Source organism: Streptomyces sp. ISL-100 (assembly GCF_018614615.1).
Classification (GTDB): domain Bacteria; phylum Actinomycetota; class Actinomycetes; order Streptomycetales; family Streptomycetaceae; genus Streptomyces.
Map to the genome: position 1 here is coordinate 252,686 of NZ_JAGGOK010000010.1, position 15,495 is coordinate 268,180.

Sequence of the window (15,495 nt, forward strand, 5' to 3'; positions counted from 1 at the left end):
TTTGTGAATTCCCCCCGGTCACACACGCCCCAGAGATACGCATGCCGCGCGTCAGCTTTGCCACTTTTAAAGGGAGCGTCAAGGTCATTCCGCGCGCCATGTCCGTATTGCAGGCACTTGCCCGCCGTACGGGATAGGACTGTGACACAAAACGCAACTGCCGCCTCGGAGGCGGCAGTTACTGTGTCGACAAAGCGAGCTTTACTTCTCCTGCTGCTTGCGCCAGCGGATTCCGGCTTCCAGGAAGCCGTCGATCTCGCCGTCGAGGACCGCCTGCGGGTTGCCGACCTCGAACTCCGTACGCAGGTCCTTGACCATCTGGTAGGGGTGCAGGACGTACGAACGCATCTGGTTGCCCCAGGAGTTGCCGCCATCGCCCTTGAGCGAGTCCATCAGCGCCTGCTCCTCCTGGCGGCGGCGCTCAAGGAGCTTCGCCTGGAGGACGTTCATGGCGCTCGCCTTGTTCTGGATCTGCGAGCGCTCGTTCTGGCAGGAGACGACGATGCCGGTAGGCACGTGCGTCAGTCGGACAGCCGAGTCGGTCGTGTTGACGCCCTGACCACCCGGACCCGACGCGCGGTAGACGTCGACCCGCAGCTCGGACTCGTCGATCTCGATGTGGTCGGTCTTCTCGACGACCGGCAGCACCTCGACGCCCGCGAAGGACGTCTGACGGCGGCCCTGGTTGTCGAAGGGAGAGATCCGGACCAGACGGTGCGTGCCCTGCTCCACGGAGAGCGTTCCGTAGGCGTACGGCGCCTTGACGACGAAGGTGGCGGACTTGATACCGGCCTCTTCCGCGTACGACGTCTCGTAGACCTCGGTGGAGTACCCGTGGCGCTCGGCCCAGCGCAGGTACATGCGCATCAGCCGCTCGGCGAAGTCGGAGGCGTCGACGCCACCGGCCTCGGCGCGGATGTTGACCAGGGCCTCGCGCTCGTCGTACTTCCCGGACAGGAGCGTGCGTACTTCCATCTCGTCCAGCGCCTTGCGCACGGAGATGAGCTCGGTCTCCGCCTCCACCAGCGTGTCGGCGTCGTCCTCCATCTCGGCGAGCTCGAAGAGCACCGAAAGATCGTCGATCCGGCTGCGGAGCGCCTCGGTCTTGCGGAGCTCGGCCTGGAGATGGGACAGCTTGCTCGTGATCTTCTGAGCGGCGTCCGGGTCGTCCCACAGGGACGGGGCCGCGGCCTGCTCCTCGAGCACGGCGATATCGGCCCTCATCCTGTCGAGGTCCAGGACGGCCTCGATCGACCCCATGGTCGAGGAGAGGGACTTGAGCTCTTCGGATACATCGACGACTGCCACGGGTCCAGCGTAACGGCTGGGCGGCCGTACGTTCCCCTCGCCCGGGGGGAGCGCCTCATCACTCCCCCCGGCTACGGCTGTGACGGAGCAGACTGCTCAGTGTCCTGCGGGGGCTGGTCCGAGCCCTCCGCCGTCGCCGCCAGCCAGCCGCCCACGCCTATCGCGGCGGCGACCAGGACGGCGGCTCCGCCGAGTACGAGGCGCCGCCTGCGCACGGCGTCCGACTTGTTGCGCGCCGAACCGGGGCGGCGCTGGCCTGCGGCCCGGGGGGCGCGCGCCGTGCCGCGGGCGCCGCCGGCCAGCTCGTCGGGGGCGGGGACGCGCATGCTCGTGTGGGTGTCGCGGTTGGAGTCCGGGGCCGAGCCGGGGACCAGGGGGACGGCGCCGCGACGGCGGGGTACATCGGCAGCAGAGGGCTGCGCCTCCTCGTACGCCGCGTAGTGCGACGCCTCCTCGTCGTCCGAGCCGGGCTCGTCCACGTCCAGCGGCGGCATTCCGGCGAGGAGCGGGAGCTGGTCACGCAGCCGGGCGGAGAGCTCGGAGGCGCGCAGCCGGGAGGCCGGGGCCTTCGCCAGACACTGGACGAGGAGCTGCCACAGCTCCTCCGGAATGCCCGGCAGCGGCACGACGGTCTCGGTCACATGGCGGCGCAGCACAGCACCGGGGTGGCCGCCGCCGAAGGGCGTGAAGCCCGCGAGCAGCTCGTACAGGACGGTCGCCAGGGCGTAGATGTCGACGGCGGCGCGGGGCGGCAGGCCTTCGACAATCTCGGGGGCGAGGTAGTCGGGCGTACCGATGATCTTGGTGGCGCGGGTGCGGCGCGGGGTGTCGATCAGCTTGGCGACGCCGAAGTCGGTCAGCAGCGCGGGGTGCGCGCCGCCGGGCCCGAGCTGCCCCTCCATGTCCAGAAGGATGTTCTCGGGCTTCACATCCCGGTGTACGACACCGGCCGCGTGCGCCACGGCGAGCCCATCAGCGACATCCGCGGCGATCGCGACGGCCGCCTCGGGTGCCAGGCGCCGCTCGCGGTCGAGCCGCGTACGCAGATCCGTACCCCGCACAAGATCCATCACGAGTGCGAGGTCGGTACCGTCCACAACAAGATCACGGACGCCGACGACGCGGGGGTGGTCGAGTCCGAGCAGCGCGGTGCGCTCCTGGACGAAGCGTCCGACGAGCTCCTGGTCGGACGCGAGGTCCTCGCGCAGGAGCTTGATGGCGACAGGCCCCTCGGGTCCTTCACCGAGCCACACCGTGCCGGCACTGCCCCGCCCGAGGATCTGGTGGGCCGTGTACCGGCTGCCGATTTTCCGTGCCAAGACTGCTCCCTCTGACGGTCGCCCTGAGGCTACGCGGGTGGCAGGGCTTCCGGTGCCCGGTATGGCGTCAACCTCGACTTCTGGGGGCGAAATCCACCCCCAGAAGTCGACAAATCAACGAACTCGGCGTCTTAAGCGCCCGTAGAGCTGCCGAGATCGTTGAGGAACTTCGAAATGCTGTCGATCACGTCACCGATCTGGGCGAAGAAGCCCTTCGTCGTGCCGATCCACTCCTGAAGCCCGGAGAACTCCCAGATCAGCCACGAAGCCACGAACAGCAGAACGATCGTGAACAGGCAGCCCTTGAGGCAGCCGAGGCCCGGAATCCGCATCGGGTTGGCGCTGCGTCGGCGCGGCTCGCGGGGCTCACGCGGCGGGCGCGGGGCCGGCGGGGCGGGCTGCTGCGGCGGCGCGTACCGCTGCTGCGGGGGCGGCGCCTGGGGCTGCTGGTACTGCGGCGGGGGCGGCGGGGCGTACCGCTGAGGCTGCTGCGGACGCTGTTGCTGCTGACGCTGCGGGGGCTGCTGCGGCTGGCGCTGGGGCCGGCGGCGCAGCGGGTCCTCGCTCGGGTCGAGGTACTGGACCTGCGTCTGCTCGTTCCGGTCGCGGGCCGCCCGCAGCTGGTTCTGCCACGGGTGCGGGTCCTCGGGACCTGGCGCGCCGTCGGGGCGCGGCGGCACGGGCGGCATGACGGCGGTCGGGTCGGCGTGCTGTCCTCCGCCGCCGTACTGCGGTGCGCCGGTCGACGGCAGGACGCTGGTCGCGGCACTCGGGTCGTACGATCCGGCGTTGCTCGGCAGGACCTGCGTCGGGTCGGCGGCTCCGGGCGTACCCGGGACCGCCGCGGGGGCGGGGTCGGGCGCCAGCAGCGCACCGACGCCCATGGCTGCCTCGACCTGGGCGGACGACGAATGCACGCCGACGCCGGCCGCGACGGTGCGCAGGGCGCGGGCGAGGTTCTCGGCGCTGGGCCGCTCGTCCGGTTCCTTGCGCAGGCAGCGCTCTATTACGGTCCACAGCGGCTCGGGAACGGTGGTGGGCCGACGGGGCTCCTCGCTCAGGTGCCGGTGAAGCACCTCCAGCGCGCTGCCGCCCGCGAACGGCGGCCGCCCGGTAACCAGCTCGTACAGCAGAATTCCCGCGCCATAAATATCGACGGCGGACGTCTGCGGACGCCCCTCGGCCGATTCCGGGGCGACATACGCCGGCGTACCGACAAACTCATGCGTCCTGGTCAGACCCGGCGAGTCCGCGAGTCGCGCGATGCCGAAGTCGGTGAGCATCGGATGCATCTGACCGTCGCGCTCGTCGAGCAGAACGTTCGCGGGCTTGAGGTCGCGATGGACGACGCCGTCGGCGTGACTGGCGGCGAGAGCGTCCGCGATCTGCGCGGTGAGCAGAGAAGCGGCAACCGGCGAGAAGGGACCGTTCTCCCGCAGATACCGATGCAGATCGGGCCCGTCGATGAGATCCATCACCAGAGCGAGCAGATCCCCCTCAACGACCAGGTCGCGGGTCCGCACGATGTTGGGATGCGTAAGACGCAGAAGAACCGACCGCTCGCGCAAGAACCGCATCACGACATCGGCGTCGTTGGCGAGCTCCTCCTTGAGGACCTTGATCGCGACGGTCTCGCCGGGCTGACCGGCCACGGCCGCCTCGGCGCCCGCGGTCTCACGCTGGCGGGCTCGCCAGACGGTGCCCGTGGCGCCGCGTCCGAGCGGCTCCTCGAGCAGGTATTTACTGCCGACCGGCCGCACGTGATGCGCTCCCTGCTGCTCGTGTCCTCATGGTCCTACGTCGTCCAGGGCGCTCGGGCCCGTAGTTCCGATCCACTGTAATGCCGCCCGGCGCCTCGCACCGGGGCGCGGCCGGACCGGGTACCGAGTGAAGACGCCCGCACCACACACATGGTTGCCGAACGTGCGTGCCGCACATGTCACTGGCGAGGCCAAGCCTGCACGTTTACGCCCACAGCCGACCATTCAAGATCACTTGGCGGTGGCCGCCGGGCGTGTTGTCAGTGGCAGGTGCGAGGATGCCTGCAGCACGGACTGTGGGGTCGGGAGCCCCGCGCCACGTGCCGACCTGTACCGGACGACGCGTCCGTGCCGGGTGGGGGAATCACAGGGCGGCACCCCTGCCGGGCACTTCGCGCAGAAGGGACCGCTGACGCGATGCAGATCCGGCTGACCGTCCTCGCGCCGCGCAGCGGCCAGAGCGCGCACCGTACGTGCGACGTGCTCGTCACCGCACCCGCGGGAACCGCGCTGGCCGCGGTCGCCTCCGGCCTGGCCGCGGCCGTCTCGGGTCCCGGGTCGGGCCCGGAGACCACGGGCGCCGTGGTGGTCTACGCGGGCCAGGAGCGCCTCGACGCCCAGCGCTGCGCCCTGGGCGAGCCGCCACTGGTGGACGGAGCGATGCTGTCCCTCTACACACCGGCACCCGACGGAGCATCCGAAACCCAAACCCAACTGCACGTAGTAGCGGGCCCGGACGCGGGCGGAGTCCACTTCCTCCACGGCGGCCAGATCCGGATCGGCCGCTCGGCGGACGCGGACGTCCCTCTGGACGACCCGGACGTGTCGCGCCTGCACTGCGCGGTAACCCTGGCGGAAGACGGCAGGATCTCCGTCGCGGACCTGGGCTCCACGAACGGCACATCCCTGGACGGCGAGGACCTCACCGCCCACCCGGTCCCCTTTCCGCCCCGCGCGCTGCTGCGCGTGGGCGAATCGGCCCTGCGCCTGGCCCAGGGCGACCAAGCCCCTGCCCTCCCCACCACCCCCGACGGCGAGGGCCACCTGCGCCTGACCCGCACAACGGAACCCCGAAGCGCACCCCCCAAACCCCCGGCCGGCCGCCGAGTCTCCGGCCGAACGGCACCAGGAGCACCCCCCGCGTCGCACTTCACGGTGCCAGGAGGGGACGCGTCGGGGCGCTCCCCGCAGGGTGTCGAACACAACACGCCCGAAGACCCCCAGTACCCGAACGTTCGGCACCCGAGGAGACGCCCCGACGCGGCACCGACCCAGGAGCCCCCGCTGCCGCACCCCCCGGAAGCGACGCACGCCGCACTGACCCCGCAGCCCCCGGAGCCCAGCCGACGCGGCGGCATAGGGGCCTGGGCCCGCCGGCTCACCGGCGGCCGGCCCGAGCCCGTGGACGAGTACGCGCCGGCCGAGGCCACCCCCCTCGGCATGCCCCCGGCCGGCGCAGGCCCCGCGCCGGTAACCCCGCTGCCCGACGCCTGGCCCGACCCCGCCTCACTCCTGCTGACCGCGCTCGGACCCGGCCCCCGCCTGTGGGAGCGCGGCCCCGCCCACCCCGAGGCACTCGTGCTGCGCCTGGGCACAGCCGACCGCCCCGCACCCGACGGCGGACGGCCACTGCACGCCGTACCCGTAACGGTGGGGCTCCGCGAGGTCGGCTCACTGGGCCTGGCCGGCCCCCGATCCCGCCTGGCCGGCCTGGCCAGATCAGCCGTGGCCCAGCTCACCGCGCTGCACTCCCCCAACGACCTGGAAATCGTCCTGATCAGCACGGACAGGGCAAGGCCACTCCAAGAGCGCACCGCCGAGTGGGCGTGGCTCGGCTGGCTGCCGCACCTGCGCCCCGCCCACGGCCAGGACTGCCGGCTGCTCCTCGCGTACGACCGCGACCAGGCCACCGCCCGGATCGCCGAACTGGCGCGCCGCACACAGGACGACCCCCACACACAGGGCCCGTACACCGTAGTGATCGTCGACGGCGACCCCGGCTCGGCGGCCCTCCGCGAGTCCGTCACCCGCCTGGCCGCCACCGGCGCGGCCTCCGGCATCCACCTCATCTGCCTGGCCGAGACCCCAGCGGCATCCCCCCTGTCTCCAGTCGCGGCGACGTACGAGGCCGCCTGCGCCGCGTCGCCGGCGTTCCGCGAGTGCGGAGCGGCAGCCCTGCTCAGCGGCGACGTAGCCACCGCGCTGCGCCTGCTGCGTACGGCAGCCGGCGAGCCCGCGGGCCACGGCACACTGGCCGCGGTGGACGCGGTATCCGCGGCCTGGGCGGAGCGCTTCGCCCGCGCCCTGGCGCCACTGCGCACGGACGCGCAACCCGCAGGCGGCAGCCCGGACCCCACCGCCCGCCCCGGCCGCGCCGTCGCCCTCCCCCCGTCCTCCCGCCTCCTCGACGAGCTGGGCCTGGCCAGAGCCACCCCCGCCTCCCTGATGGCCCGCTGGGCGGCAGCCGCCGACGACGGCCAGGCACCCGGCGCCACCCGCGCATGGGCAGTCCTCGGCGCGGGCCCGCGCGGCCCGCTCTGCGTGGACCTGACCGCGGACGGCCCGCACCTCCTGATCGAGGGCCCGGCAGGCAGCGGCCGCACCGAGCTGCTGCGCTCCGTCGCGGCGTCACTGGCGGCGGCGGCCCGCCCGGACCGCCTGGGCCTCGTCCTCGTGGACGGCGCCGGCGGCGAACGAGGCGAAGGCCTGCGCGCCTGCACCGAACTGCCGCACGTCTCCACGCACCTCACCGCATCCGACCCGGTCCGCATGCGGGAGTTCGCCCAAGCCCTGAACGCCGAACTGAAGCGCCGCCACGAACTGCTCGGCAGCCTCGGCTTCGCCGAATGGCACACGCACCGCGAGGTCTCGGGCCGGATGATCGGCCAGCGCCCACCCAGCGCCGCCGAGCAGAACGGCGATCTCGACTCACCCCCCAGCGGCACCCTGCGCCTGCGGACCACGACGTCCCGCGAGCGCCAGGCCCGCGCCGACACCGCGCCCTCGCCCCTCCCCCGCCTCGTCGTCCTGGTCGACGACCTCGACGCGCTGGTCGCCCCCGCCCTCGGCAGTACGGGCCGCCCGGCGGCCGGTTCGGTCGTACGGGCACTGGAAGCCGTGGCCAGGGAAGGCGAGCGGCTCGGCGTACACCTGGTGGCCACCTCCGCAAGACCGGACCGTACGGCGGACACCGAGCTGGCGCGCGCCGCACGGCTGCGGGTCGTACTGGACCCACCGCCGTCAGCACCCGCACCGGACGAACCCGCACCGGGACGCGGCAGGCTGCTGCACCACAGGACCGCAACCGGACTCGCGACCGGAGCCGGAGCCGAGGACGGCACCGCGACCCCCTTCCAGGGCGGCCGCGTAACCGGCCGCATTCCCCGGACGGCGACGCTGCGCCCCACCGTCGTTCCGCTGGAGTGGGAGCGAATGGGCGATCCGCCGGCCCGCCGCCCGGTGCGCGAACTCGGCAACGGGCCGACCGACCTCGCGCTGCTGGCCAGCGCCCTGGACCGCGCCGCCCGCACGGTCAACGCGACCCCGCTGCCGCCCCTCGATGTTCCCCCCGAGGCCTGACGCAACGTCACGAGCCCATCACGATCACCCGGTTGACACGGAAGGCACTATTGCCGGGGCCGACCGCCGGGCGTAGGACTGACCCACGGGACAGCTAGACCGGCATCGGCGTCGCCATCGTCCTCCGAGGGCTGCGCCGAATCCGCACGCGCACAGGAGAGACGGGGCAGTAATGCGCACAACTCTTCGTACACACCGGGGTCGCAGGGCTCGAAGGGCCGCCCTGGCGATGATCGCCGCGAGTACGCTCGCCCTCACCGCCTGCGGCGGCGACGAGGACAAGGACAAAGGAAACGAGGGAAGCGGAGCCACCACAGAACCCCCGGCCTCCGTAGAGCTCCCCAAACTGAACGGCGAGGAGGTCCAGGTCGCCGCGGTCTGGACGGGCCCCGAGCAGGAGAACTTCACCAAGGTCCTCGACGAGTTCGAGAAGCGCACGGGCGCGAAGGTCACCTTCGTCCCGGCCCAGGACCCCATCGTGAACTTCCTCGGCACCAAGATCGCAGGGGGCTCACCCCCCGACGTGGCGATGCTGCCGCAGGTCGGCGCGCTCCAGCAGGCCGTCAAGCGCAAGTGGGCGAAGCCGGTCGACGCGGCGACCCAAGCACAGCTGGACAAGAACTACTCGCAGGGCTGGAAGGACATCGGCGCTGTCGACGGCACCCAGTACGGCGTGTACTTCAAGGCCGCCAACAAGTCCCTGATCTGGTACAACGCCCAGGTCTTCGAGGACGCGGGCGCCGAGGAGCCGAAGACCTGGAAGGACTTCCTGGCCACGGCCGAGACGATCTCCGCCTCCGGCGTCCCCCCGGTGTCGATCGGCGGCGCGGACGGCTGGACCCTCACCGACTGGTTCGAGAACATCTATCTCTCGCAGGCGGGCCCCGAGAAGTACGACCAGCTGGCCCAGCACAAGATCAAGTGGACGGACCCCTCCGTCAAGAACGCGCTGACCACCCTCGCGGAGCTGTTCGGCAAGAAGGAGTTCATCGCGGGCGGCCAGGACGGCGCCCTGCAGACAGAGTTCCCCGCGTCCGTCACCCAGACGTTCGCCGAGGACCCGAAGGCCGCGATGGTCTTCGAGGGCGACTTCGTCTCCGTCAACATCGCGCAGACGAAGGCGAAGATCGGCACCGACGCCAAGGTGTTCCCGTTCCCGGCGGTGGGCAGCGAGTCGCCCGTGGTGACGGGCGGCGACGCGGCCGTGGCGCTGAAGGACTCCAAGGGCGCCAAGGCGCTGCTGACCTTCCTGGCGTCACCCGACGCGGCGAAGATCTGGGCCGCGGCAGGCGGGTTCGTATCGCCGAACAAGTCCCTGGACGTGGCGGCGTACCCCAATGACGTGCAGCGCGACATCGCGAAGGCGCTGATCGCGGCGGGCGACGACTTCCGCTTCGACATGTCGGACCAGGCCCCGCAGTCGTTCGGCGGCACGCCGGGCAAGGGTGAGTGGAAGGCGCTCCAGGACTTCCTGAAGAACCCCAAGGACATCGCGGGAACCCAGCAGCGGCTGGAGTCCGACGCGGCCAAGGCGTACAAGAGCTGACGCCGTGACGCCAGCGAGCGCGGGGGGCGCCGCGAAGATCACGCCGCCCCCCGCCGACAAGGGCAAACGCAAGAGCGTGACAGGCACACGCAAATCCATAGCGGTCGGCTTTCTGCTGCCCGCGCTGGTGCTGCTCGGCGCGCTCGTGGTCTACCCGATCGGGTACTCGGTCTACCGGAGCTTCTTCGACAAGGCGGGCGACAGCTTCGCCGGGCTCGACAACTTCGTCGAGATCTTCACCGACGACACCATCCTGACGGCCGTCAAGAACAACGCGATCTGGGTGGTCGTCGCCCCGGCCGTCTCGACCGCGCTGGGGCTGATATTCGCGGTCCTCACCGAGCGCATCCGCTGGGGCACGGCGTTCAAGCTGCTGGTCTTCATGCCGATGGCGATCTCGATGCTCGCCGCGGGCATCATTTTCCGGCTGGTGTACGAGCAGAATCCGGAGCGCGGGGTCGCCAACGCCGTGGCGGTGAGCGTCCACGACACCTTCTCCGAATCGGCCGGCTTCCCGAAGGCGCGCCCGCTGCCGGTGCATCCGCTGAAGGCGGGCGGCGGCGGATCCTTCATCACGAAGGAACCGGTGCAAGCGGGCGAACAAGTCCTTCTCCCCCTGATCGGCGTACCGCCCGCCAAGATGCCGGGCGACGCCGAGATCGCCGCGCCCGCCAAGACGGCGCCCGACAAGGTCACCGGCACAGCCTGGCTGGACTTCACGAAGGGCGGCGGCGGCAAGCCCAACGCCATCGACCCCAAGGAGCTCGGCCTCAAGGGCATCAAGGTGGAGGCGGTCAAGGACGGCAAGGTGGTCGACTCGGCCAAGGCAGGAGCCGACGGTACGTTCACGCTCTCCGCCGAGGCCGACGGAGCGAACCTGCGCTTCCCGGCCTCGAACTTCCGGGAGCCGTACAACGGCGTCGACTGGCTCGGCCCGAGCCTGGTGACCCCGGCCATCATCGGCAGTTACGTGTGGATGTGGGCGGGCTTCGCGATGGTGCTGATCGCGGCCGGGCTCGCTGGCCTGCCGCGCGAACTCCTGGAGGCGGCCCGCGTCGACGGCGCCAACGAGTGGCAGGTCTTCCGCCGCGTCACGGTCCCGCTGCTCGCGCCGGTGCTGGCGGTGGTGCTGGTCACCCTGATGATCAACGTACTGAAGATCTTCGACCTGGTGTTCATCATCGCGCCGGGGTCGTCCCAGGACGACGCGAACGTGCTGGCGCTCCAGCTCTACCGCTCGTCGTTCGGTACGGACGCGGACCCGGGCATCGGTAGCGCCATCGCCGTACTGCTCCTGCTGCTGGTCGTCCCGGTGATGCTCTTCAACATCCGCAGGATGCGAAAGGAGAGCCGCCGATGACCGTAACGACCTCGAAGCCCAAGCAGTCCTTCCCCGCCCGGATAGTGGCGCGCGCGGGCACCGGCGTGGTGAGCGTTTTCCTCATCCTGGTCGCGCTGTTCTGGCTGATGCCGACGATCGGGCTGCTGTTCTCGTCCCTGCGCAACCCCACCGACATCGCGGAGACGGGCTGGTGGAAGGCCTTCTCCGCCCCCTCCGAGCTCACCCTCGACAACTACGCCAATCTCCTCGACAACAACACCATCGTTGATTCCCTGCTCACTACGATCATGATCACCGTCCCGTCGACCGTCCTGGTCGTCGTGATCGGCTCACTGGCCGGGTACGCCTTCGCCTGGATGGACTTCCCGGGCCGCGACTGGTGGTTCCTGGTGGTCGTCGGCCTGCTGGTGGTTCCGGTGCAGGTGGCGCTCGTCCCCGTGTCCGAACTCTTCGGCAAGATCGGCATCTTCGAGACCACGGCGGGCGTGGTCCTCTTCCACGTCGCCTTCGGCCTGCCCTTCGCCATCTTCCTCCTCCGCAACTTCTTCGCGGAGATCCCGAGGGAACTCCTGGAGGCGGCGCGGCTCGACGGCGCGGGCGAGATCCGCCTCTTCACCCGCGTCGTGATGCCGCTCGGCGGCCCCGCCATCGCGTCGCTCGGCATCTTCCAGTTCCTGTGGGTCTGGAACGACATGCTGGTCGCGCTGATCTTCGCCGACTCGGCCAACCCGCCGATCACGGTGGCGCTCCAGCGCCAGGTACGGCAGTTCGGCAACAACATCGACATCCTGGCGCCGGGCGCCTTCATCTCGATGATCATCCCGCTGATCGTCTTCTTCGCGTTTCAGCGGCAGTTCGTGTCCGGCGTGATGGCCGGCGCGGTGAAGTAGGCGGTTCCGGCCGCCCACGACGGCGGCCCGGTCTCGTGACCGGGCCGCCGTCCGGCTGCCCGGGCGGGCCCCGTGGAGGCCGTCAGGCCTTGAGCGCGGCGACCGCCGACGCCGCGAGGTCGTCGAGGTATCCGGCGGGCACAGGCGTGCGTACCACCACGAGCCGCCAGTACAGCGGCCCGACGATCAGGTCGAGGGCGCGGTCCACGTCCACCCCCTCGGGCAGCTCGCCGCGCGCGACGGCGTCCCGTACGACACCGGCGGCGACGCCCTGCTGTCCGTCGAGGAGGGCCGACTTGATGGCGCCGGCGATCTCGGGGTGACGCGCGGCCTCGACCAGCAGATCCGGGATGACCTGCGAGGCGACGGGGTGCCGCAGCGCGTGGGCGGCCACTTCGAGCACGGCGCGTACGTCGCCGTACAGCGAACCGGTGGCGGGGGCCGGCAGCCCCTCGGCCGCGACGGCTGAGACGAGGTCGAGCACGAGCGCGAGCTTGGACTTCCAGCGCCGGTAGACGGCCGTCTTGCCGACGCCGGCCCGGCGGGCGATGCCCTCGATCGACATCCGGGCGTACCCGACGGCGGCCAACTCGCCGAAGACGGCGGTGCGGATGGCGTCGGTGACGTCCTCCCGGAGCACGGCGGCTCCGGCGGGGGCGCGGCGGGGCGGCGTGGTCGGTCGCTGGTCGGCGCTCATGGGGGACAGCTTAGCGGCGCGACGCAACGGTTGCGTTTCGACGTACGAGCGCCCTACTGTCACCGTAGCGACGATACGGTCCCGTCCCGTCGTGCACTCTACAGAAAGCGACCGATGTGAGCTCCCCCGACCTCGCCGCACTCGCCGCCCGCCACGGCCTCACCAAGAGCGGCGCCCGCCCTCCGCTCCCCGAGTACACGCGCCGCCTCTGGGGACGCCGCCACTTCGTCACCGCGTTCGCCACCGCCCGGCTGACCGCCCAGTACAGCCGGGCCAGGCTCGGCCAGACCTGGCAGATCATGACTCCACTCCTCAACGCCACGGTCTACTACTTCATCTTCGGCGTCCTGCTCCACACCAAGGACGACGTCCCCGACTTCGTCCCGTTCCTGGTCACGGGCGTCTTCGTCTGGACGTTCACCAGCAGCTCGGTCCTCGCCGGCACCCGCGCGCTCACCGGCAACCTCGGCCTGGTCCGCGCCCTGCACTTCCCACGCGCTTCACTCCCCGTCGCGTACGCCGTCCAGCAACTCCAGCAGCTCCTCTTCTCGATGGCCGCGCTTTTGGCGATCCTCTGCTGCTTCGGACAGCTCCCCCGGCCCTCCTGGCTGCTGGCACTGCCCGCGCTCGCGCTCCAGTCGCTGTTCAACACGGGCCTGGCGCTGGTCATGGCCCGGCTGGCGTCCCGGACCCCGGACATCGCCCAGCTGATGCCGTTCGTCCTGCGCACCTGGATGTACGTCTCGGGCGTCATGTGGAGCGTCGGCCATGTCCTGCGGAGCGACAAGCTGCCCCACCTGGCGGCCGTGGCGCTGGAGTGCAATCCGGCCGCCGTCTACATCGACCTGATGCGTTTCGCCCTCATCGACAGCTTCACCGACGCCCAGCTGCCGCCGCACGCGTGGCTCGTCGCAACGGGCTGGGCGCTGCTCGCGGGCGTGGGCGGTTTCATCTACTTCTGGCATGCAGAGGAGACGTACGGCCGTGGCTGAGCAGCCCGAACAAACCCCCACCGTCATCGCTGACGACGTCCACATCACCTACAAGGTCCAGTCGGGCACCGGTGTCCGCGAAGTGCACGCCGTCAAAGGCGTCACCTTCGTCGCCCACAAAGGCGAAGCCATCGGCCTCATCGGCTCCAACGGCTCCGGCAAGTCCACGCTCCTCAAGGCGGTCGCCGGCCTGCTGCCGCCCGCACGCGGCCACATCTACACCCAGGGCCGGCCCTCACTCCTCGGCGTCAACGCCGCGCTGATGAACGACCTGACCGGCGAGCGCAACGTCGTCCTCGGCGGCCTGGCAATGGGCATGACCCGCCGCCAGATCCGCGAGCGCTACCAGCAGATCGTCGATTTCTCCGGCATCGACGACAAGGGCGACTTCATCACGCTGCCGATGCGCACGTACTCCTCCGGCATGGCGGCCCGTCTGCGCTTCTCGATCGCCGCCGCCAGGACCCACGACGTACTCATGATCGACGAGGCACTCGCCACCGGCGACGCCGCCTTCCAGCGCCGCAGCAAGGCCCGTATCGCCGAGCTCCGCGCGACGGCGGGCACCGTCTTCCTGGTCAGCCACAACAACAAGACCGTCACCGAGACGTGCGACCGGGCGATCTGGCTGGAGGCCGGGACACTGCGGATGGACGGCCCCGCGAAGGACGTCGTCGCCGCGTACGAGGGGCACACAAAGGCGAAGAAATAGCTCCAAGGGTGGCTAAAGTGCGCCTTGATGACGACCGACCAGATCGCGGCCACCGACGGGAACACCGCCCCCGGCTCCCCCACTGCCGCGGCCGCCGCGCGCCGCCGCGCCCGCGCACTCGCCGCCGTCTGGCTCACCACCCGCCTCCTCATGCTCGCCCTGCTCGCGCAGCCCCTCGCCGCCTTTGACGTGGGAACGATCAGCGGCGAGGTCCACCACATCTACTACGGCTGGTACGGACAGCTCGCCCGGGGCGACTTCCCCCTCGACGACGTCATGTGGCAGTACCCGCCGGGCGCGGCCCTGGTGATTCTCGCGCCGGGCACCCTGCCCTGGCTCACGTACTTCCAGGGGTTCCTCGTCCTCACCCTCGTCGCCGACGGGCTCGTCGCCCTGGCCCTCGCCCGCGCGGGACGGCGCACCGGACGCAGCACGGCCGGCGCCTGGATGTGGGTGTGCGCGCTGCCGCTGCTCCTGCATCTGCCCCTGGTCCGGTACGACGTCCAGGTCACCGCACTCGGCGCCCTGGCCCTGCTCTCCCTGCACCACCGGCCCCGCGTCGGCGGTGCGCTGGCCGCGCTCGGCGCGACGGTGAAGGTCTGGCCGGTCCTCACGCTTCTGGGCGCTCCCCGGGGACGTACCACCAGGGACGCCTGGCTGTCCGCCGCCGCCAGTGCGGCCGCGCTGCTCGCCGTGCTCGCGTTCGCCTTCTCGCACACCCTCGGCTTCCTGCGCCAGCAGGGCAGCAGAGGCGTTCAGGTCGAGTCGCTGGCCGGGACAGCGCTGTCCCTGGCGCGGCTGGTGGGCTGGCCCGGCACGGTCGAATACCGGTACGGCGCCATGGAGCTCACCGGGCCGTACGTCTTGTCCCTCGCCCACGCGTCCCTCCTCCTCACGGCCGCCGCCTTCTGCTGGCTGCTGGTGTGGCGGATCACGGCGCGGCGCTGGACACCGGCCACCCCTTTCGACGCCGCGCTGGCCGCCGTGCTCCTCTTCACCGTCACCAGCCGCGTGATCAGCCCCCAGTACCTGGTCTGGCTGCTGGGCCTGGCCGCCGTCTGTCTCACCTCGGGCGCGACCACCCAGCGCCCGGTCGCGGTGCTGCTGCTGCCGGCAGCCGCGATGAGCGCGCTCGCGTATCCGGTGCTGTACGAGGACGTGGTGTCGGGCACGCCGCTGGGCTGCGCGCTCATGGTCGTACGCAACGGCCTGCTGCTCGCGGCGGCCCTGCTGTCCTGCCGCAGGCTGTGGACGTCAACAAGAGCGACGTCTGCAAGAGGTACGTCGGCAAGAGGTACGTGAAAGGGGCGCCCCGCACCGAGTCGTTCCGGTGCGGGGCGCCCCTTTCTC

The 15,495-nt window shown here is 71.1% G+C and carries 11 protein-coding genes; 7 read left to right on the forward strand and 4 right to left on the reverse strand.

Going from position 1 to position 15,495, the window contains the following annotated elements; all coding sequences use genetic code 11:
- Positions 1 to 201 precede the first annotated feature (201 nt).
- The 3 genes from prfB to J7E89_RS06675 form a co-directional block, all read right to left on the reverse strand.
- The gene (gene prfB / locus J7E89_RS06665) at positions 202 to 1,308 is read right to left on the reverse strand and encodes a peptide chain release factor 2 (RefSeq protein WP_214969412.1); all 1,107 of its coding nucleotides are present in this window, start codon (positions 1,306 to 1,308) and stop codon (positions 202 to 204) included.
- 71 nt (positions 1,309 to 1,379) lie between these two features.
- Positions 1,380 to 2,627, reverse strand: a complete 1,248-nt coding sequence (locus J7E89_RS06670; protein WP_214969414.1) for a serine/threonine-protein kinase — start codon at positions 2,625 to 2,627, stop codon at positions 1,380 to 1,382.
- Between the two features lie 131 nt (positions 2,628 to 2,758).
- Positions 2,759 to 4,387, reverse strand: coding sequence for a serine/threonine-protein kinase (locus J7E89_RS06675; protein WP_214969416.1), 1,629 nt, complete (start codon positions 4,385 to 4,387; stop codon positions 2,759 to 2,761).
- 417 nt (positions 4,388 to 4,804) lie between these two features.
- On the opposite strand from J7E89_RS06675, the gene J7E89_RS06680 reads away from it, so the two are divergent.
- From J7E89_RS06680 to J7E89_RS06695, 4 genes are all read left to right on the forward strand, one after another.
- Positions 4,805 to 7,966, forward strand: a complete 3,162-nt coding sequence (locus tag J7E89_RS06680) for an FtsK/SpoIIIE domain-containing protein (RefSeq protein ID WP_214969418.1) — start codon at positions 4,805 to 4,807, stop codon at positions 7,964 to 7,966.
- A 172-nt stretch (positions 7,967 to 8,138) separates the two neighbouring features.
- Positions 8,139 to 9,512 (forward strand): ABC transporter substrate-binding protein, encoded by a 1,374-nt coding sequence (locus J7E89_RS06685; protein ID WP_214969420.1) that lies wholly within the window; start codon positions 8,139 to 8,141, stop codon positions 9,510 to 9,512.
- 76 nt (positions 9,513 to 9,588) lie between these two features.
- Entirely contained in the window at positions 9,589 to 10,872 is a 1,284-nt protein-coding gene (locus J7E89_RS06690; RefSeq protein WP_214969515.1) for a carbohydrate ABC transporter permease, read from the forward strand.
- The gene (locus J7E89_RS06695) at positions 10,869 to 11,744 is read left to right on the forward strand and encodes a carbohydrate ABC transporter permease (RefSeq protein WP_214969422.1); all 876 of its coding nucleotides are present in this window, start codon (positions 10,869 to 10,871) and stop codon (positions 11,742 to 11,744) included. The genes J7E89_RS06690 and J7E89_RS06695 overlap by 4 nt, the downstream gene beginning before the upstream one ends.
- A gap of 82 nt (positions 11,745 to 11,826) precedes the next feature.
- Here J7E89_RS06695 and J7E89_RS06700 read toward each other — a convergent pair whose 3' ends face one another.
- Complete coding sequence (locus tag J7E89_RS06700; protein WP_214969424.1) at positions 11,827 to 12,441, reverse strand: TetR/AcrR family transcriptional regulator; 615 nt, start codon at positions 12,439 to 12,441, stop codon at positions 11,827 to 11,829.
- A 116-nt stretch (positions 12,442 to 12,557) separates the two neighbouring features.
- Here J7E89_RS06700 and J7E89_RS06705 point away from each other — a divergent pair, with 116 nt between their 5' ends.
- From J7E89_RS06705 to J7E89_RS06715, 3 genes are read left to right on the forward strand one after another with little or no spacing between them, the layout of a single operon-like run.
- A complete protein-coding gene (locus J7E89_RS06705) occupies positions 12,558 to 13,433 on the forward strand; it encodes an ABC transporter permease (protein ID WP_214969426.1) in 876 nt (291 codons plus the stop codon).
- The gene (locus tag J7E89_RS06710; RefSeq protein WP_374196790.1) at positions 13,426 to 14,145 is read left to right on the forward strand and encodes an ABC transporter ATP-binding protein; all 720 of its coding nucleotides are present in this window, start codon (positions 13,426 to 13,428) and stop codon (positions 14,143 to 14,145) included. Before J7E89_RS06705 ends, J7E89_RS06710 begins: the two co-directional genes overlap by 8 nt.
- A gap of 27 nt (positions 14,146 to 14,172) precedes the next feature.
- Positions 14,173 to 15,447 (forward strand): glycosyltransferase family 87 protein, encoded by a 1,275-nt coding sequence (locus tag J7E89_RS06715; protein ID WP_214969430.1) that lies wholly within the window; start codon positions 14,173 to 14,175, stop codon positions 15,445 to 15,447.
- The last annotated feature ends 48 nt before the right edge of the window (positions 15,448 to 15,495 follow it).